The following is a 21295-nucleotide window of genomic DNA, read 5'->3' as shown; positions in this document are numbered from 1 at the left end:
TTATTTTTGACCAGTTATTTATAATTAGTCTTAATAAAATGAAGCAACCACAACCTTGTTTTTCCCATTGGATCGCTGCGATCGCCGTCATATTCGCGCTGTTAAACCCTTTAAATATAAACGCCCAACAGGCACGCCGCGGTACAGTTACAGGTAAGGTTGTTACCGCAAAAGGCGAAGTAGCCGAAAACGTATCGGTAGGTTTAATAGGTACCGGCTACGGTAGCACTACCAATAATATTGGTGAGTTTTCTTTTAAAGCTGCTACGGGCACATACACTTTAATCATTTCGTACGTAGGTGTGCAACGTGTTGAAATACCGGTTACGGTTACGTCCGGCCAAACAATCACAGTACCGCAAATAACCATCAACGCAAGCTTATCGCAATTGAGTGAGGTAAACGTTATCGCCAACCGTGCAAATCGTTTTACCCGCAAAATAAGCGTAGATGTGGGAAAAATCCCATTAAACAATTTAGAAAATGCACAAAGCTACACTACAATTACCAATGAACTTATAAAGGAGCAAAACGTTTTTACCGTAGATGAATCGCTTAGGAATTCTCCGGGGATACAAAAACTATGGGATGCAACGGGCCGCGCAGGCGATGGCGGTGGCTACTATACATTACGTGGTTTTACTACACAAACATCTGTACGTAACGGTATAGCTGGTTTAGTTACCAGTGGCATTGATGCGGTTAACATAGATAAAATAGAAGTTATAAAAGGCCCTTCAGGTACTTTATACGGCAGTATTTTAACTTCTTACGGGGGTTTAATAAACAGGGTTACTAAAAAGCCTTATGAAACTTTTGGTGCAGAGATTGGCCATACTGTGGGTAACTACGATTTAAGCCGCACCACGCTTGACCTGAATACACCGCTTGGTTCAAACGTATCATTCCGCGTAAATACTGCTTACAATTACGAGGGTAGTTTTCAAACCTATGGCAAGAGCCGCAATTTTGCTTTAGCGCCAAGCTTATCTATCAAAGCAAATGATAAATTATTTTTCCTTTTAGAAAGTGAGATGTTTTTTGGCCGCAACTCAGCCAAACCGTTCTTCTTCTTTTACGATTCGCCAAAAAAAATGGGCATTACCAAAGTTAGCGACTTAAACATTGATTATAAAAATGCCTATTCAAACGACAATATTACCTCGTACTCACGCACTATAAATTACTTTGCACAGGCTAACTATAAGATATCAGACAGGTTAACCTCACAAACTTTATTCTCATCATCAAATAGTTTTTCTAACGGAGCAAGCCCTTATTATTACCTGGTGACTGATGCTACCGCAATAGCTATTGACAAAATGTATAACCCGGCGAGCACGTTGCCAGACCTGCCCGGTAACAACAATTACATCTTCCGTAACGATCAGTCTACAGCGAACAGCAAGCTTAATGCAATCGAAGTTCAGGAAAACATCAACGGCGATTTCGATCTGGCATCCATGCGCCACCGTTTTGTAGTAGGTGTAGATTTTCAGCGCCAGGATTCAAGGCAGATTTACTTTGGCAATAGTTACGGCATTGCTCCTATTAATGATCCAACTTTTGACTACGGGGCGTTTAATAAACAAAAGGTTGATGCTAACCCATTTAACGCGGCAGCGGCTTATCCATACATCTACAAAAAGAACACGTATGCAGTATACGCTTCAGACGTAGTTAATCTTACTGAAAAATTAATTGCCTCTGTAGGTGTACGTGTAGACAGGTACGAAAATAAAGGCAGCTATAGCCTAAACGGCGATCAAACAGCGAAACCGTTCAACCAAACAGCATTTTCTCCAAAATTTGGTTTAGTATACCAGCCAATTAAAGAGGCGCTTTCATTATTTGCTAATTATCAAAACGGCTTTAATAACCCCGATCCTTTTTTGGGTGCCGACAATGTGTTAATTAATCCTAAGATTCAAAACGCCAACCAAATAGAAGGAGGTATTAAAATGGCTTTATTTAATGGTAAATTAAACGGGACGGTTAGCTATTACCGTATTAACCTTACTAACGTTATTCGCCCTATCCCCGGATCGGCTATTGGCTCCGTACAGGACGGTACCCAAAACAGTAAAGGTTTCGAAGCCGAAATTGCAGCGAGCCCGGTAGCGTCGGTAAATATTATTGCAGGCTTTTCTTACAACAATTCAAAATATACCAAATCTGATCCAGATATAGAAGGTTACCGCCCAACTACCGCCGGTTCACCTTACTTAGCCAACGTGTACTTTAGCTATCGCTTACCTCAAAGCACCGTTAAAGGGTTAGGCGTTAGCGTTGGCGGCAACTATGCCAGTGCCAATAAAGTAATTAACAGCGCAAGCCAGGGGACATTTGAATTGCCATCTTACACTTTGCTGAATAGTTCTGTGTTTTTAGACAGAGCTAAGTACCGTTTCACATTAAGCGGAAACAACTTAACCAACAAACATTACTACACAGGTTTTACTACTATAAACCCGCAAAAGCTACGTCAGTTTGTATTAACTGCATCGTATAAATTGTAATAAGATAAATGACGAATTTCAAGAAAGTCACACTTTTTTGCCACCGCTGGCTCGGATTCATCTCCGGGCTTGTGGTGTTTATAGTGGCTCTTACCGGCTGTATCTTTTGTTTCCAGGATGAGATCCAGGATGCCATGTACAGCTACCGCACAGTAACGCCGCAAAGCAAAGGCTACGTGCAGCCATCTGAACTGATAGCGACTGTAAAGAAAGCATATCCTAAAGCATCGCCCGATTATATCTACTATTATGGAGTTGAGCGCCCTGCCGGTGTATTGGCAAATTTGGGTACGGAGGGCTACGAATATGTGTACCTGGACCCATACAACGCCAAAATAACCTATCACGAAAAGCCGCAAACCAACTTTTTTATTATTGTAGAGTACATTCACCTGTACCTGCTGTTGCCGCCGGCAATTGGTAGCTGGATAGTAGGTGGCTCTACTATCGCATTTGTGGCGATCATGATAACAGGCATCATCCTATGGTGGCCCAAACGTAAAACCGACCGTAAACGCAGCTTTACTATCAAATGGGGCGGCCGCTGGCGCCGGGTTAACTACGACCTGCACAATGTGTTAGGTTTTTACGCTACATCCATCGCTATTATTTTGGCGCTATCGGGTTTGGCCATTGCCTTTCAACCGGTGAGCAGGGCGATATACAACACCGCTAATTTAGGGAGCGTTGATTATGACAAGGAAGTAACAGAGCCCAAGTCAGATTCGCTAAAGCGTTCCGGGTTGGCAAAACAACCGGTGATAGATATGGCTTTTGCATATGCGCGGAAGCAAGTGCCTAATGCCCAGATGTTCCTGATTCACAACGACCCTGCGCTTTCTGGTGCTATTGGTGTAGGGGCTTATGCCAAATCGATGCACTATTCTCACGCGGATGGTTTTGAGTTCGATAAGTACAACGGCAAGCTGCTAAAGACTTACGACTACGAAAAAAAGAGTGCCGGCCTGAAACTGAACGAAATGAATTACGATATCCATGTAGGCCAGATCCTGGGCCTTCCGGGCAAGATCATCGCGTTTTTAGCAAGTTTAATTTGCGCTACTTTGCCGGTAACCGGTTTTATTATCTGGCTGGGTAAACGCAAAAAATCGAAGGCTAAAAAAGTGCGTAATGTGGTCCATCGTAAAACGCATAAACAACAGGTAGCAGAAGTATAACCCCAATAGCACTGATTTTATTTACAAAAAAGGCGTGTTTTTTCGCGAAAAACAAGCCTTTTTTGCGCTTTTTACTGCTTTTCTTGATGCTAAATTATGCGGATTTTTAAAAATCAGGTCAGGTATAAGTTATTTCTACACCATCGGTAATGGGGTGGCCGGTGCAGGTAAGGACGAGACCCTGCGCCAATTCGGCAGGGGTAAGGACCTCGTTTTTGGCCATCTCTACCTCTCCACTTTTGCAATGCGCCACGCAAGCCGAGCAGATGCCATGGCGACAACTGTAGGGGAGCTGGATATTGTTTTGCAAAGCCGCCTGGAGGATAGATTGATTCTCTCCAACCTGTATATCGTGCCGCTCCCCCTTGTAGTTAATGCGAATATTTCTGGGTGGATAATTCACCGCAGTGCCGGTCACAGGCACGGTCTCCAATACAAAGTTTTCCTTGTGGATGTGCTTGTGCGCGATGCCCATATACAGCAGGGTGAGCCGGATCATCCGCATATAAGCAAATGGCCCGCAGAGGTAAAATTCTGCCTGCTCTTTGGGGAAGTTTAGCTGTTCATTCACCAATCGCTCCACCAGGATATTGTTGAGACGATTGCTCTCGCTGCTCAGCAGGTAAGTGATGTTGAGGCGGTTGGGATAATTCGTCGCCAGTTCATTCAACTCGTTGTGAAACAGGATGCTGGCTTTGTTTTGATTGCTGTAGATAAGGTGCAGCTTGCTGTTGCCCTGCCGGTTAAGAATATATTTGAGATGGGATAGCACCGGAGTAATGCCGCTGCCCGCCGCAAAATAAACAAGATCCTTCACCGATTCATAAGCTGGGACGGTGAACACACCGGCCGGTTTTACCGCAGCTAAAATATCCCCCACTTTTACTTTACTAAGCAAGAAACGGGACACCTCGCCATTGCTGATGCGTTTTACAGTAATAGCTAACCGACGATCATCCGGTGAGGAACTTAATGAATATGATCGCCTTAACTCATCATGGTGGTGCCCGAATATAAACGTAAGGAACTGCCCCGCCTTATAAGGCACAGGGCGCAGTATCTTCTCTACCAGGTAAAAGGTGGCGGTATCGGGTGTTTCCCACTTGATGCCGTCTACCCGTAGTTCCAATATATCGGGGTAAGTCATGTTTAGCCAATGCTGATAACCAACTTGCCAAATTGCGAGGACTGCTCCATTTTTTTGAATGCCTTTGCCGCATCCGCCAGCGGGAAAACTTCATCAATCACAGGCACAATTTTGTGTTCGTTCACAAAAGCTACCATCGCTTTAAATTCTTCCTGTGTACCCATGGTGGTACCCAATATTTGCAGTTGTTTCCAAAAGATGGGGCGGGCGTTCATTTCGGGGATATTGCCTGCGGTACCGCCGAAAAACACAATTCGTCCTCCCGGGTTACACAGATCGGGGATCTTATTAAAATCGGGCCCGAGCGCGCTGTCCACCACAATATCAAACCCTCCGCCCGAGAAATGCTTCAGCTCTTCGGCCCAGTCCTGTGCTTTGTAGTTTACCCCGGCTGCCGCACCCAACTGCTTGGCACGTTGGATCTTCTCGCCACTACCCGATGTTACAAACGCCTGTGCACCAGATGCAACCGCCCATTGCAACAGAAACGTACCCGTGCCTGCCCCAACGCCAATAATGAGCACCTTATCACCTTTTTTAATCCGGGCTTTGGTAAATAAAGCGCGGTAAGCGGTAAGTCCCGCTAAAGGTAGTGCTGCCGCCTGCTCCCAATTAAGGTGGGCTGGTTTAGGGTAAAGGTATTCGGCCTTTATTTTTACGTACTCGGCCAACGCGCCATCATCCGGCAGGCCCAGCATTTTAAATTCTTTGGATTGAAACTCCGGATGTTCTCCCCAGTTGTGCCCGGGGTTGATGATCACTTCCTTGTTCAGCCATTCTTCAGCACCCTCGCCTGTTTCTGTTACAATTCCGGCTCCATCGGCACCTAATATGGTTGGGTACTTAATGCCGGCGTATTTGCCAATGGTTATCCAATAATCGCGGCGGTTTAGTGCTGCGGCTTTTACCTTTACCAATACCTCACCGGGGCCGGCGGTTGGCTTTTCAACATCTTTGTATACGATGGGGTTTTCTGCGGATTCGAGGACGATGGCTTTCATAGGATAAAAAACAATCGTCATTGCGAGGTACGAAGCAATCTCCCGATAAGCTAAGCGGATTTGCACGACGGCTTGTCCTCTTCAGAGGTTGCTTCGTACCTCGCAATGACGCGGTGGTTAACGAGCGTGTTAAAGATAGATAAAATCAAAAAAGCGGCAGAATTGTTTCCAACCTGCCGCTCATATATTTTTAAATCCTCTCCTAAGGTAAGGCTTAAGCTATCGCTTTAGTGTATAACTCAGACACGTGTGCCCAGTTAATTACATTCCAGATCGCTGCCAGATAATCAGGGCGACGGTTTTGATATTTTAAGTAGTAAGCGTGCTCCCAAACATCAATACCCAAAACTGGTGTGCCTTTTACTTCGGCTATGTCCATCAGTGGGTTATCCTGGTTAGGGGTTGAAGTTACGGCCAGTTTTTTATCGGCAGTAACAATTAACCATGCCCAGCCCGAACCGAAACGGGTTGCGCCGGCTTCCTGTACTTTTGTTTTAAAATCGGCAAATGAACCGAAAGTGCTGGTAATAGCAGCTGCTAAAGCACCGGTTGGTTCGCCGCCACCGCTTGGCGATAACAACGTCCAGAACAGGCTGTGGTTGTAGTGACCACCACCGTTGTTACGAACAGCAGGAGCGAACTTAGAGATATTTTTAATGATGTCTTCAATTTTAGCATCAGCCTCTGGTTTACCTTCTAAAGCTTTGTTTAAGTTGGTAACATAAGCCTGGTGGTGCTTGCCATGGTGAATTTCCATAGTAGCTTTATCAATATGCGGTTCCAGTGCATCGGTAGCGTAAGATAACGCCGGTAGTGTAAATGCCATAATATTCAGTTTTTAAGTTTTACAAGTTGTGATGAGCAAATATAAGGTTGGAATCGGCTTTTTGTTCTAAATGAATGTCATTTATTGATAGTTCATGGGTGATGGTTCATGGGTGATGGTTCATGGCCAATGGTTCACAATAGCGGTCATTAAATTTATGGCCCAATAATCATTAATATTTTCCGGCTATGAACTATGAACCATCATCCATGAACCAAAACTATCTCTTCCGCTTAAAAAAATCCTTCACCAACTGCGCGCATTCGTTTTCGAAGATGCCGCCGGTGACCACCGTTTTGGGGTGGGTGATGGTTTGGTTGAGCCGGCCAAAGCCCCGCTGGGCATCATAGGCGCCAAAAACTATCCTGCCCACCTGGAACCAATAGGATGCGCCCGCGCACATTACGCAGGGTTCCATGGTTACATATAGCGTACACTCCGGCAGGTACTTGCCGCCCATATAGTTGGCCGCCGCAGTAAGCGCCTGCATTTCGGCATGGGCAGATACATCGTTCAGCCGCTCGGTAAGGTTATGCCCGCGGCCAATGATCTGCCCTTTGCAAACCACCACCGCGCCAATCGGGATCTCATCCTCCTTTAGTGCCAAACGCGCCTCTTTCAGGGCTTCGTTCATAAAAAACTCATCCGGCGATATAGCCGGCTCGTCGCCAAAAGTAAAATATTTCATTAAACTAATTTACTGCCGTTAGGCACTGGTTTATCAATAGTGGCCAATACAATATCGCCGTTCTCATCGGAAAAGCCGGTAACCAAAAACTCCGACATAAAGGTAGCGATCTGCTTCTTAGGGAAGTTAACCACCCCCATGATCTGCCTGCCCGGCAATTCCTCTTTGCTGTAATTTTTAGTGATCTGCGCGCTGGATTGTTTAATCCCCAGCGGCCCAAAATCGACTTTGAGTTTATAGGCGGGCTTGCGGGCCTCCGGAAAGTCCAATACTTCCAGGATAGTACCCGCGCGTAGCTCTACCTTTTCAAAATCGTTCCAGCTGATGGTTTCCATATTGTAAAGGTAGGAAGGCAGGCGGAAATATGAAGCGGAATATAAATTTTGTTGGAGTGGAGGGATGCGTAGCTGGCTATCCCGGATTGTTTTTCACCCTCCGTGCGGAGTAGAACTGACATCCGAAATCGAACATCCGTCTCCCACAATTAATTGATCATCTTCCCTGCCAGATCCACCTTGCGCGAAAAAGGGTTCAAATACTTGTTCGCCAGCACCACAAACTCGCGGCGGGTAACCGGGCGGCGGGTATCAAAGGCAACGGTAAAATTGTATTTGGTTTTCCAGTTGGTGCGCATGATGCGCTCCAGGGTCTCCGGATCGGTGAGCGACATTTCGCTAATGTAAGATAGCAGGTTGCCCACCGTAAAGTTATCGCCCGGCTGGGTTTTGTTGAACCACAGGAACGAGCGTGTGTAAATTTCGTTTAAAAACGGTTTCACTTCTGCTGTATAAACCGTGGTATCGGGTTTAAAAAGCATTTGGGCGGTGGTGCCGGTAACCGTACGGAAACCCTGCAGCATGCCGGTTGAGCCAACCTGTTGTACCGCGCGATAAGCCGGATCAGATTTTGGGATATCGCTAAAGGGCATCACCGCGCCGCCATAGATGAGCACCTCATCCTGTATCTTGCGTACATCCAGTTCCCTTGTGGTTTTGCCGAAGAACGCGCACCATGCTGCCGAAGCGCCAACGCCCTGCCCCAAAGCCATCTGCACGGCAGGGTTGGTAATACTGCCATTAACCAAATGCGTTACCGACATAGCCTTCTCGGTTACAAAGAGGTTCACAGCGTCTTTCACTACAATGCTGCCCAGCGGGACAGAATATGGTGGGAAAGGCGGGTACTTTATTTTTGGCGCACCGGGGATAATGTAATGCTGGCCGGGTATAGCATCGCCAATGCCTATAGCGGTTCGGTACAGCCTCGAGCCGCGGGTGTAGGGTGTATAAATATCATCGAGCACCATCCGCACTTCGCCATAGGCCCGCTTATTCTCGCGAACGTAAGGTATCAGCGGTAGTTTGTCTTTGGTGGGGAATTCATCCGCAAGCCCTATGTTTTTGTAGCCGAGTTCGGTTTGCAGGTAGTAGATAAGCCCGAGGGTATGAAGTCGTGCTTTGCGGAAGGTTTCGGCGCGGTTTTCGGGCGAGAGGTCGTCTGATGTAACAGAGTACTGGTTGGCACAATCGTTCCAGTTCATCATGTACTTGTTATCAATCAGGGCGCCGGCCTTCAGCATTTTCTTAATGTCTATCCGTTTAAGGCAGGCGTATTGGCTGGGCTCGTAATTGTCGGGCCGGACAATGGTTTTATCCGCCGTTCGGCCATAATCTTTTAATATGGCTACCCAGCTGATATCCTGGATCTGGTTGGTAGGATCCGTCGGTGCCTGCGCTTCTCCCGTTTCCTTGCGGCTGTCAAAACCGGTATTAAATATAGCGCCTGCCTTGGTGGCCACGTCGGCATATTCGGTAGCATCAACAACAGCCTTGGCTTTTATTACATCTGTTTTACCGTTTACGGTAATGGTAACTTCCCAGCCGGTGCCGTCTTTTTTAATAGTGGTAAAAGGGGTGTTGAGCTTTACGGTAAGATTTTTTACCGTGTCTGTTAGTTTTTTGAGGATAGATGCCCCAACCGACGGCTCAAAGTTAAGCACGGCGTTAAAGGTGGTATCGTAGCCCAGCCTTACTTTGTAAAAGTTTCTGATCCGCTCCCTAAACTCGCCGTAAAAACCGTTGGGCAGGTTGCGGTTAGCCTCTAAAATGCAAACGCCGCCAGCCGTCATAGCGCCACCGAGCCATGGCCCCTGCTCTATCAGCATTGTTTTTACGTTACTGCGAGCACTTTGTATGGCTGCCGCCACGCCGCTTGCACCACCACCAACTACCAGTACATCGGTTTTAATAGTATCGGCATAAGCAGCCGCAGAGAGGAGTACGAAGAGCAGCGTTAATAATTTTTTTATCATCAGTTTACAAAACAAGTACAAAACGCTAATTTAGGGCAAATCCTTATGGATACATCAAAATATATTCTCCAGAAAAATTAAGACACATGACAGACGAGCAGATGCGGTACCCTATCGGGAAATTTGTACCCCCGGTTTCCTATATCATCGAAGATAAACGTAAATGGATCAGCGAACTCCGCAACCTGCCCGGCAAAGTTAGGAACGCTATTATGCCCTTAAACGACCGCCAGCTGAATACCCAGTACCGCACCGGCGGCTGGACCTTAAGGCAGGTTGTACACCACCTGGCCGATAGCCACATGAACTCGCTGGTGCGCTTTAAGCTGGCCCTTACCGAAGATAACCCAACCATAAAACCCTACGAAGAAGGCGACTGGGCGCTGCTGCCCGACTACCGCCTGCCGGTAGAGCCGTCCCTGCGGATGCTGGAAGGGATCCACATCCACATGGTTGCCCTGTTCGAAAGTTTTACTGACGATCAGTGGGATAAAACTTTTGTACACCCCTCATCCGGCGATACCGTTAGTTTAAAAAAAGGACTTGCCTTGTACGCATGGCACAGCAGGCACCATTTGGCGCATTTAACTGAGACCATAAAGAAGTTTTAGGGCGTTGCCTGCGGCCCAGGCTTTCTGCTCATACGCGCACACGGCCTTAGGCTCAGGGCCGGTATCCGCGCCAATCCTTAACGCTGGAATTGTTCCACAAAAAATAGCGATGGGTCTTAAACTCATCGCTATTTTTTATAATCAGCCCGTCATTGCGAGGCACGAATCAATCTCCCGATAGGCAGGTAGGCGGAATACAAAGCGGTCATGCATAGTTCAGCGATTGCTTCGTGCCTCGCAATGACGCGTGGTGATTAGAGGGCATTTATTACATGTCCATATCCATCATTTTATCCATCTTATGCTTCCCGCCCATTTTCATCAAAGCGGGCGTAACCCGCAGGTAAACCTGGAAACCTAAGGGCGCATTGCCGTACAGCGTTTTCAATTGCGTTGGCGACAGGTTTAGCGTCGCTTGCGTACCCACGGTAAGGTTGGTTTGCTTAAACGTAGTGAGGATGCGGTTATATCCGAGGGTAACAGCGTTGATGTTGAAACGAGGATCGGTAGGGTATTGAGCTTCCAAATCCAGCTCACCGGCATCTTTTTGTACATACTCGTACCTGCCATAGATGGCGTTTTTGTTGAACTGGTAAGCATGTTCCAGCAATATAGCAGGTTCGTTTGCGCCGCTGCTGTTATGGTGATTCTGCCCAAATACCAGTGTAGTTGCCACATAGCTGGCATCGCCCAGCATTTTAGTGTGAATGGCCGATGCGGTAAAACGCCTGATATTTTCCAGCGGTTCGGCTTCCTCCGGGCTTTTCAGCCAGCCGTTAGAAACCTGCAGCGCCCATTCTTTCGATGGGTTTACCGACAGGCGAACGGAGTACGAATCGAATTTAGCTTTGTCGAAATCATAGCGGTGTTCATCCGGCTCGCGCCCCGTAAATACCGACCCCTCCAACTTTACGTTTTTATAACGGAACCCCAAGGTAGCCGTACCAAAGGTAATATGCGTGGCATCGGCATAATGGTGACTCAGCGGCGCATCCGGGTTATTCATGGCCGAAAGGCGATGCATAAACACGGGCGGCCCCAAAGCAGGCTCGCCGGGATAACCAACCGAAAGCGATACATCGGTGTTTTTTGCAACGCGTTGGGTGTAGGCGATGCTCAGTTCCGCAAAAAGATCATGCGGGTGCTGGCGGTCTACCAGTTTATTCCCCTTGTACGATTCGCCTGTTTGGTAAAGCAGCGGATAGCCCCCGGCACCAACCGTAAACGGGTCGAAAGAAAACATGGTGTTAATGGCGAACAGGCCGTTTTTGCCAACCTTGCGCTGCGCCATATACATCAGCCAGTTTGGTGCATCAAGCTGGCTGCCACCGCGGCTGCCTTTGTTAAACACGTCTTGCTTATTGTAGCGTAAAAACACGCTGCCGTGTACCATCTGCATCCATTTTTTGCCATGGATCATGTACATATACATCGGTGTTTCATCCGGCACCCAAGAGGTGCCCGAGCCATCGCGGTTCATGGGCAGGTCCAGCGAGAACTGGCTGGTCATCATGCCCATTTTGTGTGTGGTATCATGCTGCATCTTTTTCATCATGGCGGCATGGTCGTGTTTCATGGGTTTTTTTTGGCCGGTATCCTTTTGCATGTGCTGCATATTGCCCATATCCTGGGCGTGAGTTGCCAGCGCTATAAAAAGCATGGCTATTATTAAAATATGTTTTTTCATGGTAGGTTCTTTTAAAGAGACGCGACATCTCGTGCCCTCTGATCTTATAAATTAAAGAAATTGTACTCGAAGCGGATGAGGTACATGTTCTTGCTGAAACGTTCCATAGAATTAAAAAGAGGAGCGCGGTACGAAAGATCTAACCGGCAAACGCTGTTGAAAATGAATTGCACAGCGGGGGCCACATCCAGGTAGCTTTGCGCGTAACCGGGGTTGCTTTTACCAAGCAGTTCGGCATATACATTTACGTTCACCTGGTTGTAGCTGCTGTAGCGTTTGGGCAGCAGCAGGTAACCGGCAGATATACTATAGGCTACCGCGTTTTTTGCGCCCGTAATTGGCGGGGCGTTACCATTATTATCAAATGCCCGCAAATAACTTGCCGAGCCGGATAAGGCCAGCTTATGCATCAATTTGGTGAAGATAACGCCGCCTTGCAAGCCGCTGTTATCGCCCTCTAAAGCAATTTCCTGTGTATTGAACGGGTTGCTGCTGATAGATGCCTTCCCAAACACCGCCCCGCGAAAATGCGATTGCACGCTATCGATGGATAAAAAGCGGTACTTGGCGTAGGCGCTCCCGCCTTCGAGGTGCTGGCTTTGCTGATAAAAATTTGATACGTAGGCAGATCCATGCACCATCAGTTTACCGGTAGCACCGTACATTATCTCCAGCGTGCTGCGGTTTTTAAACTCCGGCGAAGTGAAGCCCTGGTTCTCCAGGCGGATGCCTAAAGAATGGGCCGCCATATTGCTGGCCGGCTCGGTATTTACGTATAATTCCTGCCCAAATGTGGCATATGCAGATGCCATAAGGCAAAATGCCAATAAAGTTGCTTTCATAAATAATGAGTTTTAGAAAGCGCTTAAATTGCTACGTGGTAAGTTTTGCCCGATGCAGCCGGTGTTTCCGGGTTTTTGCCCAGATACTTTTTAGATACTGAATTTGGCGCGAAGCCCTTATCTACGATGGTTAACAATACCTCGCCGCTCAGCGGTTTATCAGCATTTAACAGTTTGTAGGTATCGCCGCCATAAGTGAAGGCATTTTCCGCAACAGTGGTGTTAGCGAAGTTGTAGGTGGTTTTAAAGTAGTTCACAAAAAAGCCTGCGCTTTTTATCTTCTTGCTGATCTGCTCAAAATCTACCGGTACACCTTCCTTAAAGGTAATGTTGTAGATATTGCGGATCAGGTCGGGTTTTATTTCGCTTACGAACGGCAAGGCTTTGATCGCCTTCTCGGTAGATTTTGCGCAAAGCGAGCAGGTAAGGCCGCTAACTTGCAGTTCGGCTTTGGTGAATTGTGCTTTTGCAACAGTTACGGTTGCTATAAAAAGGATGATGTATATTTTTAACGTTTTCATTGTTTTTAAAAATTGAATTTGAATTGATAGTGTAATTAATTTTGAAATTACCTACGGTTATCAAATTCGGAAAATGCAATTTTTAAGGAAAACGGCGATCCCCTCAGATGGAATATCGGGCGGGCCGCGGTCGAAAAGTTTTTCTAATACAGATTGCTGTGCCGATAGCAGGAAATCAGCCAATGGGAACTTTGGCAAATCAAAAGCAAACAGCCTGGAGAAAAACGAGGTGGATTCTTTTTGATGGTCATCCTTTACCTTCACATCCAGCTTGCTATCCTTGCAGCAATTCATTTTGCTTTTTGCCATGGTGGTTGAACAAGGTTTTGCCGGGGCATTTATCTGTACATCTGCAACATGGCTACCGCAGTAATGCAGGTTTAGCGCAAAGCCGGCCACTGTAACGGTGTACAGTAACGCTAATAGCAATGCTCCCTGCTTTTTAATCATGTTACAAAAGTAATGTTTAACTAACTGATTACAAACACAAAATTTATAAATAAGTATTGAAATCTTCAAATTTATATTCTTTCTTTGTATTTAGATTAAATCTAAATAGATGATGAAGAAACTAATCCTATCCTTAAGCATTTGCATTGTCGCTTTAGCTGCTTTTTCACAATCCAAGCTCGAGCAAGATAGGCAAGCCATAAAATCGCTGGCGGGCTACTACAAAGTAACATTCAATTATGCCGAAACCTTTGCGCCGGATACGGCTTATAAATTTCATCCCCGTTACCATTCATGGGGTTACGAATGGGCTGTTATAGTGGAAGATTCGCCAAAGAAAATTGTAATTCAACACCTGCTGGCTGTTGACGATACGACTGTTATAAAACACTGGCGCGAAGACTGGGTTTACGAACAGCCCTCAATTTTAGCTTTTGATAAAGAGAACACCTGGAAAAAAGTGCCCCTTTCGCCTGCCGAAACAAAAGGCAAATGGATACAAAAAGTGTTGCAGGTTGATGATAGCCCACGGTATGAAAGCATTGGCACCTGGGTGCATGTAGATGGCCGCCACCAGTGGCAGGGCGAAAGCGATTCGCCGCTGCCACGCCGCGAGTATACCAAACGTAACGACTATAACGTACTACGCCGCGGTAACCGCATCTACTTAACACCTGAGGGTTGGATGTTTGAGCAGGACAATAAGAAAATAGTCCGCTCGGCCGGAGGTGATAAACTAATTGCCCAGGAGAAAGGCTACGAGGAATTTACCAAAGTAGATGCAAGTAAATTTGCTTATGCCAAAACCTGGTGGGCAAACCAGCAAGCATATTGGACGGATGTGCGCGCGGTGTGGGACAATGTTTTTGTAAAGAACGGCACCATTAAACTGGCAGATAAAAAAGACGATAAAAGACTGTATCAACGATTATTTGATCTGGGCGATCAATCGGTAAAAGAAAAATGGAGTTCTGCAAAAAATAAGGAAGAAGCGAATAAAATTATCGCGGTGTATATAGGGGCGTAATTAATAAAAAGAGGAGGCAGTATCAAAGCCGGTTTACCCAAAACACATAGATTACCTATTGGGTTATTATCTCCTTTTTGGCTTTGGTGTGTTTTACCCGCGAAAATAGTTAACAGCAACAACATTGGTGGTGACACAATATTGACACCATCTTGTAATTTGTAAATTGTTGATTATAAGATTTTTATAAATGTTCACGGTGTTCACTTGTGTGGCGTGAACACTCAATAGTTTTTTTGTCGATTGACGGGCAGCCAAAAAACAACAAAGAGGCTGTATCAAAATCAATATGATACAGCCTCCTAATACAACTTGGTGTATTTTATTTCGCCGCCACCTTTAAGGTAGCAGTTACCTTACCACATTCCAGCATGTCTTCGCCGTAATACGGGTTGCGGATATCTTTGGATTCGCTTAACCAATAGGCCTTTTTCATGGGGCAATACTGTTGGTAAAGTGGTGCGCTGGTCATGTTTAAGCCGGATAACAAGGCGAACATGTTTTTAGACAGGCTTTGGAAATGCTCGCGCTGATGATCAATAAGGATAGTCTCGCTGATGTGGCGGCTATCGTACTTTAACTTTTCAAGGTAAGCAGCATAGGTTTTTTGTTGCTTTGGCTGTAATGTTTTTACCGGGAATGCGGTTAATACGCCAAGCAGTTCCTTCGAGCGGCTTTTTGTTAATTCGGCGTTGCTGCCCACTAAGGCATCCTTTACACCAATGTATGATGCCGTTAGCTTATCAACGCTGTTGATCTGCTGCGCGTTTGCGGTTACGATGCTAAACGCAAGGACGATGCTTAAAAAAAGTGTTTTCATATAATATCCTGAATTAATTACTTGGTTTTATATTCCTTGATAATTTCTTTGCAACCCGCTTCGATCAGTTTAAATACCGGCGCGAATTGCGTGTCGTCGTAGTAAGGGTCGGGCACTATTTTGTTGCCCAATAGTAACTTAACTTTATTCCTATCGGCATTATTGCGTGCCTTGGCTAAAATGTCACTCAGGTTACTTTTGTCCATCACTAGTATCAGGTCGAACTCGTTAAAATCGCTTGCGCGGAAAAGTCTGCATATTTGCCTGCTGATGTCGACACCCTCATCGGCTGCGGCGCGGATGGAGCGCCTGTCGGGCGGGGAACCAATATGCCAGTTGCCCGTACCTGCCGAATCTACTTCCCAATCCAACCCTTCCTTATCGGCCAGGTGCTGCATAATACCCTCCGCCAGCGGCGAACGGCAAATATTGCCCAGGCATACCATTAGTATTTTCATGTTAGTTGAGAGATGTTAAAAAAGTTAGAGAAAGGTTAAAAGGGTTGTAAAAAGTTAAAAAGGTTTGAAAGGTTGGTCCTAACTTTTACAACCTTTCTAACCCTTTTAACGTCTCTTAACTACTAACCAAATATTTGGTTCAAAACACCGGCCAGCCTTACGCCGCCTTGCAGCAGGCGCTGGTTTACTACGCTGATGAATTTAAAGTTATAGTTGTATGCACTTACTTTATCGCCATCTTTTGAATAAGCATAAATGTCCTGGCATATCACGTTAGATTCGTAAAGCCATTGCGCTACCGGTGCTTTTTGCCATGCGGCGCGTTGTGCTGCGGTGGTATGGTTAATTTCGGTAGCGTATTCGGTAAAGCTCATCTGTTGAAAATCTATAAGCTGAGAATCCCAGATGGTATGCAGGTTGGTTGGATTATTAAACCAGGTAACCTTTACATCGTTGCCTCCTTTATCAAAGCTGTGCGCGGTGTGCATAGGTTGGTGAATATCTTCAATTAAATGGATAAGCATGTGCAACGCAAAAAATTTCTGGTCTTTATTCAGGGTTTTCTTTTTTAGTTCGCCCATTAAAAAATTCAGTTTAGTGTAGGCATCGGTGATGGTATCCTGAGCTAAATATGCCTTCATTTCGGGCAGGGTGTAGCCCTTATCCAAATTAACATAGTGCCATGTCTCGGTGAATTTATAATCGGGGTTAGAGCGTTCAAAATCGGCCCAGTTGCCTGCGAGCGCCAATGACTCGTTGCCCAGGATGGCTTTGATAGCCGCGCGCGCCTTTGGGGTAAGGTAACTGTAGGCAATTTGCCCGGTAATGCGGTGCCCGTTGGTGCCCCAGGCCATAGCTTGCGCCGGGAAGTAAAGTACGGCTGCCGCTACAAGCAGCTTTTTAAACAAGTTTTTCATATTATAACGGTTTTGGAGTACAGGAACTTCGTTTTGTTAAATGCGCATCGAAAGGGATAACGCTTGATGTTGGGAAAAATTGAATAACCGAATCAGCTTTTTTGACGAGTTTAAAGGTCTCCTCGTACTTACCCGAGCGGAAACAGCCGCCCTCTATTTTATAGGTAAGGTCGGCATTGCTAAACAGGCCTTTCAAACGAAGTGTATCGTGCTTTTGCTCGTAAACGCCCTTGGCGTATTCGCTCCATTGCCCGTTTTGTACGCAGCTATCCGGGTAACCACCATTGGCTTTACTGAACGATTTGATGCTTACGAAAAAAGAATCGCAGCTGAATTTGAAATGGTATAGCGAGTAGTTGAGCAGTTTTTTTTGCAAAACGACACTGTCCTGCTGCCATTCGCCCTGCAAAGCGGCTTCGCCGGGTCCCTGCATATCGGGGTTGAAGCGGCAGCTTGACGCCAGTATAAAGACGAAGGACAAAAGATAAAGGATGTGGCTTTTCCGCATAAAACATTAAAATGTCCCCCTCCATTGGAGAGGGGTTGGGTGAGGCTTTTGGCCGGGGGGCTTATTTCAGCCCGCCTATCATATCTTCGGGGCGTACCCACTGGTCGAATTGCTCATTGCTGAGGTATCCTAAGCCAACCGCGGTTTCGCGAAGCGACTTATTTTCTTTCAGTGCTGTTTTGGCAATTTTGGCCGCGGCATCATAACCAATGTGGGGGTTAAGCGCGGTTACCAGCATCAGCGAGTTTTCGAGGTGTTTTTTGATGCCTTCGTAGTTTGGCTCAATGCCAACGGCGCAATGATCATTAAATGATACGCAAGCGTCGCCAATTAAACGGGCCGACTGTAAAAAGTTGGCCGCCATAAGCGGTTTAAATACGTTCAGTTCGTAATGCCCGTTGCTGCCGCCTATGGAGATGGCTACATCGTTACCCATTACCTGCGCTGCTACCATGGTAACCGCTTCATTCTGGGTTGGGTTAACTTTACCCGGCATAATAGACGAACCGGGTTCGTTATCCGGTATGTGGATCTCGCCGATACCCGAGCGCGGACCAGACGCCAGCATCCGGATATCATTTGCTATTTTCATTAACGATACCGCGATCTGTTTCAACGCGCCATGGCTTTCTACAATGGCATCGTGTGCCGCCAGTGCTTCAAATTTATTTTCGGCAGTGATGAATGGCAGGTTAGTGAACTTGGCAATGTATTCGGCAACTTTTACATCATATCCTTTTGGGGTGTTGATGCCGGTGCCTACCGCTGTGCCGCCAAGGGCCAGTTCGCTTAGGTGCTCAAAGGTGTTACGCAGCGCTTTTAAACCGTGGTTCAGTTGCGATACATAGCCCGAAAATTCCTGGCCCAAAGTAAGCGGCGTAGCGTCCATCAGGTGGGTGCGGCCAATTTTTACAACGGCTTTAAAAGCTTCGCTTTTCGCCTGCAGGGTATCGCGCAATTTTTCTATGCCGGGGATAGTAACATCTATCAGGATCTTGTAAGCAGCAATGTGCATTGCTGTAGGGTAGGTGTCGTTTGATGATTGCGATTTGTTTACATCATCATTGGGGTGGATGAAGGTTTTGCCCTCGCCCAAAGTATTACCCTGTAGTACGTGGCTGCGGTTAGCTACCACCTCGTTCACGTTCATGTTTGATTGCGTGCCCGAACCTGTTTGCCAGATCACCAGCGGGAACTCGCCATTTAGCTTGCCTGCTAAGATTTCATCACAAACGGCGGCTATCATGTCGCGCTTTTCGGCAGGGAGTACGCCGCAATCGGTATTGGTATAAGCGGCAGCTTTCTTCAGGTAAGCAAATGCTTCAATAATTTCCTTCGGCATAGAAGCCTCGGGGCCAATTTTAAAGTTGTTGCGGCTGCGTTCTGTTTGCGCGCCCCAGTATTTGTCGGCCGGTACTTGTACCGCGCCCATGGTATCATATTCGGTTCTGAAACTCATATGGATATATATGTTTTGCGGGGGCAAATTTAGGGTTTTAAATGGAGTATGGGGAAGAGATGAAGTAATCTTTTTGGTACAGGAGTATTTATCACAATACCTTAAATGCGGGCTTGGTAACGGCCACCCAATTTTTCAGCGCGCTCAGTTTATCGGGATTATCTTTCAGCCATTTCGCGCTTTCAGGCTTGGCGCTTTGGCTAATGTAGCGGGCGAATGTGGGCAGATTATTGGATGCTGTAAGTTGTCCAAAATAGGTAGCTAATGATTGCCAAAACGCGTATTTTTCAACCGGGATATTACCCACGGCATTGAAAATGCTTTTAAGTTGGGCCGCCAACAGATCAGCAGATGTAGCATACTTTCGGTTTGCCACGCCTGCAAGTGCTTTTGTTAATACTTTATTGCCGGGATCTGCAGAACTCATATCACGGGGTTCACGGTAACCAGGTTCGGGTTTTAAAACACCACCCTGCAAAATATTCTGTAAGTTGCCATAAACTTCGGCACTACGGGGAGTATTAGGTTCCAGCATTAAAAAGCGACAAAAACCAAATGTCGCCTCCGCCCGTTTATTTTGGTGAAAGGCCGATAACGCGTACATCCGGGTACTACCCGCATCGCTGCTATCCAACTCTATGGCCGTGGCAAAGGTTTGTTCCGCCTCGCCATATAACTTACCCTTAAAATAAGCTATTCCCAAATTATAGTAGATACGCTGGTTGCTGCCGTCGGCCTTAATAGCGTTTTTGTAAGCGTTAACAGCATTGGGTAGCTGATTTACACTTTGGTAAATGCTCCCCATGAGGCTGTAAGCCGCCGCAGTGAATTTGGGGTTGTTGCCTTTGCTGGCTTTTTCTATGAATGGCAGGGCCTCCTTGTTTTTACCTGCAGAGAAAAGCGTAAAAGCCATTTGGTAATTGGCCTGCACGTTGTCAGGTTCGAGTGCTAAGGCCGCTTTGTAGCTCTCCGCTGCTTCGGGGTATTTTTTTTGATTATTTAGTTCTACGCCTTGTTTAATAAGGCCTGCCACACTACTATCGCTTTGTGCCGATGCATCTACACCACTGCCTAAAGCACAAATAAAAATGATGATCTTAAAGTAAAACCGCATATTTAAAATTCCCGTTTGGTTGCTTTTAGCCAGTCGTCAAAAGCAGCGAGGTCTTTGTCGTGCTCTTTAAACCAGGCGAGGTTCTCGTCCTTGTAAGCACTAAGGCTTATATAACGCGTAAATGCGGCCATATTGCCCGATTTTGCCAGCTTCTCAAAAAAATCTGAATAATAAGAGGCAACGAAAGGGTTGTCTTTATCGCCGGTAATAACGTGTGCGATCTCAAAAAGCGCGGTGAATTGTAAAGTTAATGAGTCGGTTGCGCTGAGATTCTTTTTGTCGGATGTAGCATTGGTAACCGTCAATGGCATCAGCAAGTTGGATGAACTAAGGTCTTTTTCATTTATGGTTATGGTTACACTTTTTTCGCCGGTTTTCTTCACGCCGTTATTGATGATCGCTTTTACATAGGTCAGCGCCTCCGGCGAGCGTTTTGTTTGCGGCTCTATCAGTAAGAAACTACACCAGCCCAAAAGCGATGCACCCAACTTGTTTTGGCGGTTTGTGGCCATCGCGAATATCCGCTGGCTGCTGGCGTGCTTAGGGTCTAACTTGATAGCGGTAATGGCGCTTGCTTCGGCATCGGTGTATTGCTTTTGGCCATAATAAGTGACGGCTATATTGTAATATAGGCGCTGATAATCGGGCGCGGCGGCTATTCCTCTTTTATAGTATTCCAGCGCCTTATCGGGTTGTTTATTATCGTCGTAAATGTTGCCGATCATGTTGTAGCCATCACCGCTTTCGGGGTTTATTTTTATAGCGGCTTCCAGGTAGGGGATGGCATCCAGCGGTTTCCCTTTCGCCTGTAATGTATAAGCCGTTTCATAATTAGCGTTGTAGCTTCCGGGTTCTATCTTCAACGCCTCTGCGTATTTGGCTATGGCATCGTCGTATTTTCCTTCATCGTTCAGGGCAACTCCTTGCTTTATCAGTTCTTTTACTTTGTCGCGGTCCTGGCTGTAAGCGGTAACCGAAATGGCAACAAAGGCCAGCAGCAGTAAGGTTTTGTAAAGCGGTTTCATTGTGTAAGGTTTATATTGTTAATTATAACAATAAGATGCCAGATGGAGAAGGATTCCATAATTTTTTTAGAACAAAACACAAGAGCAAGATTTATGCTTGTGAGGATAATTTAACTTGTTTTTATTTATGTTGAAACATTATTTAAACTTTTCGCTTATTGCTTCTATATATTTTTCCATTTTTGC

General features: G+C 46.2%; 21 protein-coding genes. 4 read left to right on the top strand and 17 right to left on the bottom strand.

Annotation, left to right across the window (positions count from 1 at the left end; all coding sequences use genetic code 11):
• Nucleotides 1-38 precede the first annotated feature (38 nt).
• The gene (locus ABIX36_RS02835) at nucleotides 39-2519 is read left to right on the top strand and encodes a TonB-dependent siderophore receptor (RefSeq protein ID WP_348080649.1); all 2481 of its coding nucleotides are present in this window, start codon (nucleotides 39-41) and stop codon (nucleotides 2517-2519) included.
• A gap of 8 nt (nucleotides 2520-2527) precedes the next feature.
• Entirely contained in the window at nucleotides 2528-3697 is a 1170-nt protein-coding gene (locus ABIX36_RS02830) for a PepSY-associated TM helix domain-containing protein (RefSeq protein WP_348080648.1), read from the top strand.
• 118 nt (nucleotides 3698-3815) lie between these two features.
• Here the strand turns inward: ABIX36_RS02830 and ABIX36_RS02825 are convergent, their stop codons facing one another.
• From ABIX36_RS02825 to ABIX36_RS02800, 6 genes are all read right to left on the bottom strand, one after another.
• Nucleotides 3816-4844 carry an iron-sulfur cluster-binding domain-containing protein gene (locus ABIX36_RS02825; RefSeq protein ID WP_348080647.1) on the bottom strand — a complete coding sequence of 343 codons (1029 nt, stop codon included), beginning with the start codon at nucleotides 4842-4844 and terminating at the stop codon, nucleotides 3816-3818.
• A 2-nt stretch (nucleotides 4845-4846) separates the two neighbouring features.
• Nucleotides 4847-5845 (bottom strand): zinc-binding dehydrogenase, encoded by a 999-nt coding sequence (locus tag ABIX36_RS02820; RefSeq protein ID WP_348080646.1) that lies wholly within the window; start codon nucleotides 5843-5845, stop codon nucleotides 4847-4849.
• Between the two features lie 214 nt (nucleotides 5846-6059).
• Nucleotides 6060-6671, bottom strand: a complete 612-nt coding sequence (locus ABIX36_RS02815; protein ID WP_128532990.1) for a superoxide dismutase — start codon at nucleotides 6669-6671, stop codon at nucleotides 6060-6062.
• Between the two features lie 220 nt (nucleotides 6672-6891).
• Nucleotides 6892-7359 carry a nucleoside deaminase gene (locus ABIX36_RS02810; RefSeq protein ID WP_348080645.1) on the bottom strand — a complete coding sequence of 156 codons (468 nt, stop codon included), beginning with the start codon at nucleotides 7357-7359 and terminating at the stop codon, nucleotides 6892-6894.
• The gene (locus ABIX36_RS02805; protein ID WP_348080644.1) at nucleotides 7359-7694 is read right to left on the bottom strand and encodes a tRNA-binding protein; all 336 of its coding nucleotides are present in this window, start codon (nucleotides 7692-7694) and stop codon (nucleotides 7359-7361) included. Before ABIX36_RS02805 ends, ABIX36_RS02810 begins: the two co-directional genes overlap by 1 nt.
• A 149-nt stretch (nucleotides 7695-7843) precedes the next feature.
• On the bottom strand, nucleotides 7844-9670 hold the full coding sequence (locus ABIX36_RS02800; protein ID WP_348080643.1) for an FAD-dependent oxidoreductase: 1827 nt from the start codon (nucleotides 9668-9670) through the stop codon (nucleotides 7844-7846).
• 86 nt (nucleotides 9671-9756) lie between these two features.
• On the opposite strand from ABIX36_RS02800, the gene ABIX36_RS02795 reads away from it, so the two are divergent.
• Complete coding sequence (locus ABIX36_RS02795; protein ID WP_348080642.1) at nucleotides 9757-10281, top strand: YfiT family bacillithiol transferase; 525 nt, start codon at nucleotides 9757-9759, stop codon at nucleotides 10279-10281.
• Between the two features lie 268 nt (nucleotides 10282-10549).
• Here the strand turns inward: ABIX36_RS02795 and ABIX36_RS02790 are convergent, their stop codons facing one another.
• Genes ABIX36_RS02790 through ABIX36_RS02775 form a run of 4 tightly spaced genes read right to left on the bottom strand, consistent with a single transcriptional unit; the run spans nucleotide 10550 to nucleotide 13781 of the window.
• Nucleotides 10550-11968, bottom strand: coding sequence for a hypothetical protein (locus ABIX36_RS02790; protein WP_348080641.1), 1419 nt, complete (start codon nucleotides 11966-11968; stop codon nucleotides 10550-10552).
• A gap of 44 nt (nucleotides 11969-12012) precedes the next feature.
• A complete protein-coding gene (locus tag ABIX36_RS02785) occupies nucleotides 12013-12810 on the bottom strand; it encodes a hypothetical protein (protein WP_348080640.1) in 798 nt (265 codons plus the stop codon).
• Between the two features lie 23 nt (nucleotides 12811-12833).
• Nucleotides 12834-13331 (bottom strand): heavy metal-associated domain-containing protein, encoded by a 498-nt coding sequence (locus ABIX36_RS02780; protein ID WP_348080639.1) that lies wholly within the window; start codon nucleotides 13329-13331, stop codon nucleotides 12834-12836.
• Between the two features lie 60 nt (nucleotides 13332-13391).
• Nucleotides 13392-13781, bottom strand: coding sequence for a hypothetical protein (locus ABIX36_RS02775; RefSeq protein WP_348080638.1), 390 nt, complete (start codon nucleotides 13779-13781; stop codon nucleotides 13392-13394).
• 109 nt (nucleotides 13782-13890) lie between these two features.
• On the opposite strand from ABIX36_RS02775, the gene ABIX36_RS02770 reads away from it, so the two are divergent.
• Entirely contained in the window at nucleotides 13891-14808 is a 918-nt protein-coding gene (locus ABIX36_RS02770; RefSeq protein ID WP_348080637.1) for a DUF6607 family protein, read from the top strand.
• 322 nt (nucleotides 14809-15130) lie between these two features.
• Here ABIX36_RS02770 and ABIX36_RS02765 read toward each other — a convergent pair whose 3' ends face one another.
• From ABIX36_RS02765 to ABIX36_RS02735, 7 genes are all read right to left on the bottom strand, one after another.
• A complete protein-coding gene (locus ABIX36_RS02765) occupies nucleotides 15131-15628 on the bottom strand; it encodes a DUF3347 domain-containing protein (protein ID WP_348080636.1) in 498 nt (165 codons plus the stop codon).
• Between the two features lie 17 nt (nucleotides 15629-15645).
• Complete coding sequence (locus tag ABIX36_RS02760; RefSeq protein ID WP_348080635.1) at nucleotides 15646-16086, bottom strand: low molecular weight protein-tyrosine-phosphatase; 441 nt, start codon at nucleotides 16084-16086, stop codon at nucleotides 15646-15648.
• Between the two features lie 122 nt (nucleotides 16087-16208).
• The gene (locus ABIX36_RS02755) at nucleotides 16209-17003 is read right to left on the bottom strand and encodes a S1/P1 nuclease (RefSeq protein ID WP_348080634.1); all 795 of its coding nucleotides are present in this window, start codon (nucleotides 17001-17003) and stop codon (nucleotides 16209-16211) included.
• A gap of 1 nt (nucleotide 17004) precedes the next feature.
• Nucleotides 17005-17511 carry a fumarate hydratase gene (locus ABIX36_RS02750; RefSeq protein WP_348080633.1) on the bottom strand — a complete coding sequence of 169 codons (507 nt, stop codon included), beginning with the start codon at nucleotides 17509-17511 and terminating at the stop codon, nucleotides 17005-17007.
• 61 nt (nucleotides 17512-17572) lie between these two features.
• Nucleotides 17573-18970 (bottom strand): class II fumarate hydratase, encoded by a 1398-nt coding sequence (fumC, locus tag ABIX36_RS02745; RefSeq protein ID WP_348080632.1) that lies wholly within the window; start codon nucleotides 18968-18970, stop codon nucleotides 17573-17575.
• Between the two features lie 91 nt (nucleotides 18971-19061).
• Nucleotides 19062-20084: a tetratricopeptide repeat protein gene (locus ABIX36_RS02740; protein WP_348080631.1), complete on the bottom strand. Its 1023-nt coding sequence runs from the start codon at nucleotides 20082-20084 to the stop codon at nucleotides 19062-19064.
• Between the two features lie 2 nt (nucleotides 20085-20086).
• Nucleotides 20087-21109 (bottom strand): tetratricopeptide repeat protein, encoded by a 1023-nt coding sequence (locus tag ABIX36_RS02735; RefSeq protein ID WP_348080630.1) that lies wholly within the window; start codon nucleotides 21107-21109, stop codon nucleotides 20087-20089.
• Nucleotides 21110-21295: the final 186 nt, after the last annotated feature.

The organism is Mucilaginibacter sp., assembly GCF_039925265.1.
In the GTDB taxonomy this organism is placed as follows: Bacteria; Bacteroidota; Bacteroidia; order Sphingobacteriales; family Sphingobacteriaceae; genus Mucilaginibacter.
Note: the sequence above shows the minus strand (reverse complement) of the source record. Positions and strands in the feature narration are given on the sequence as shown.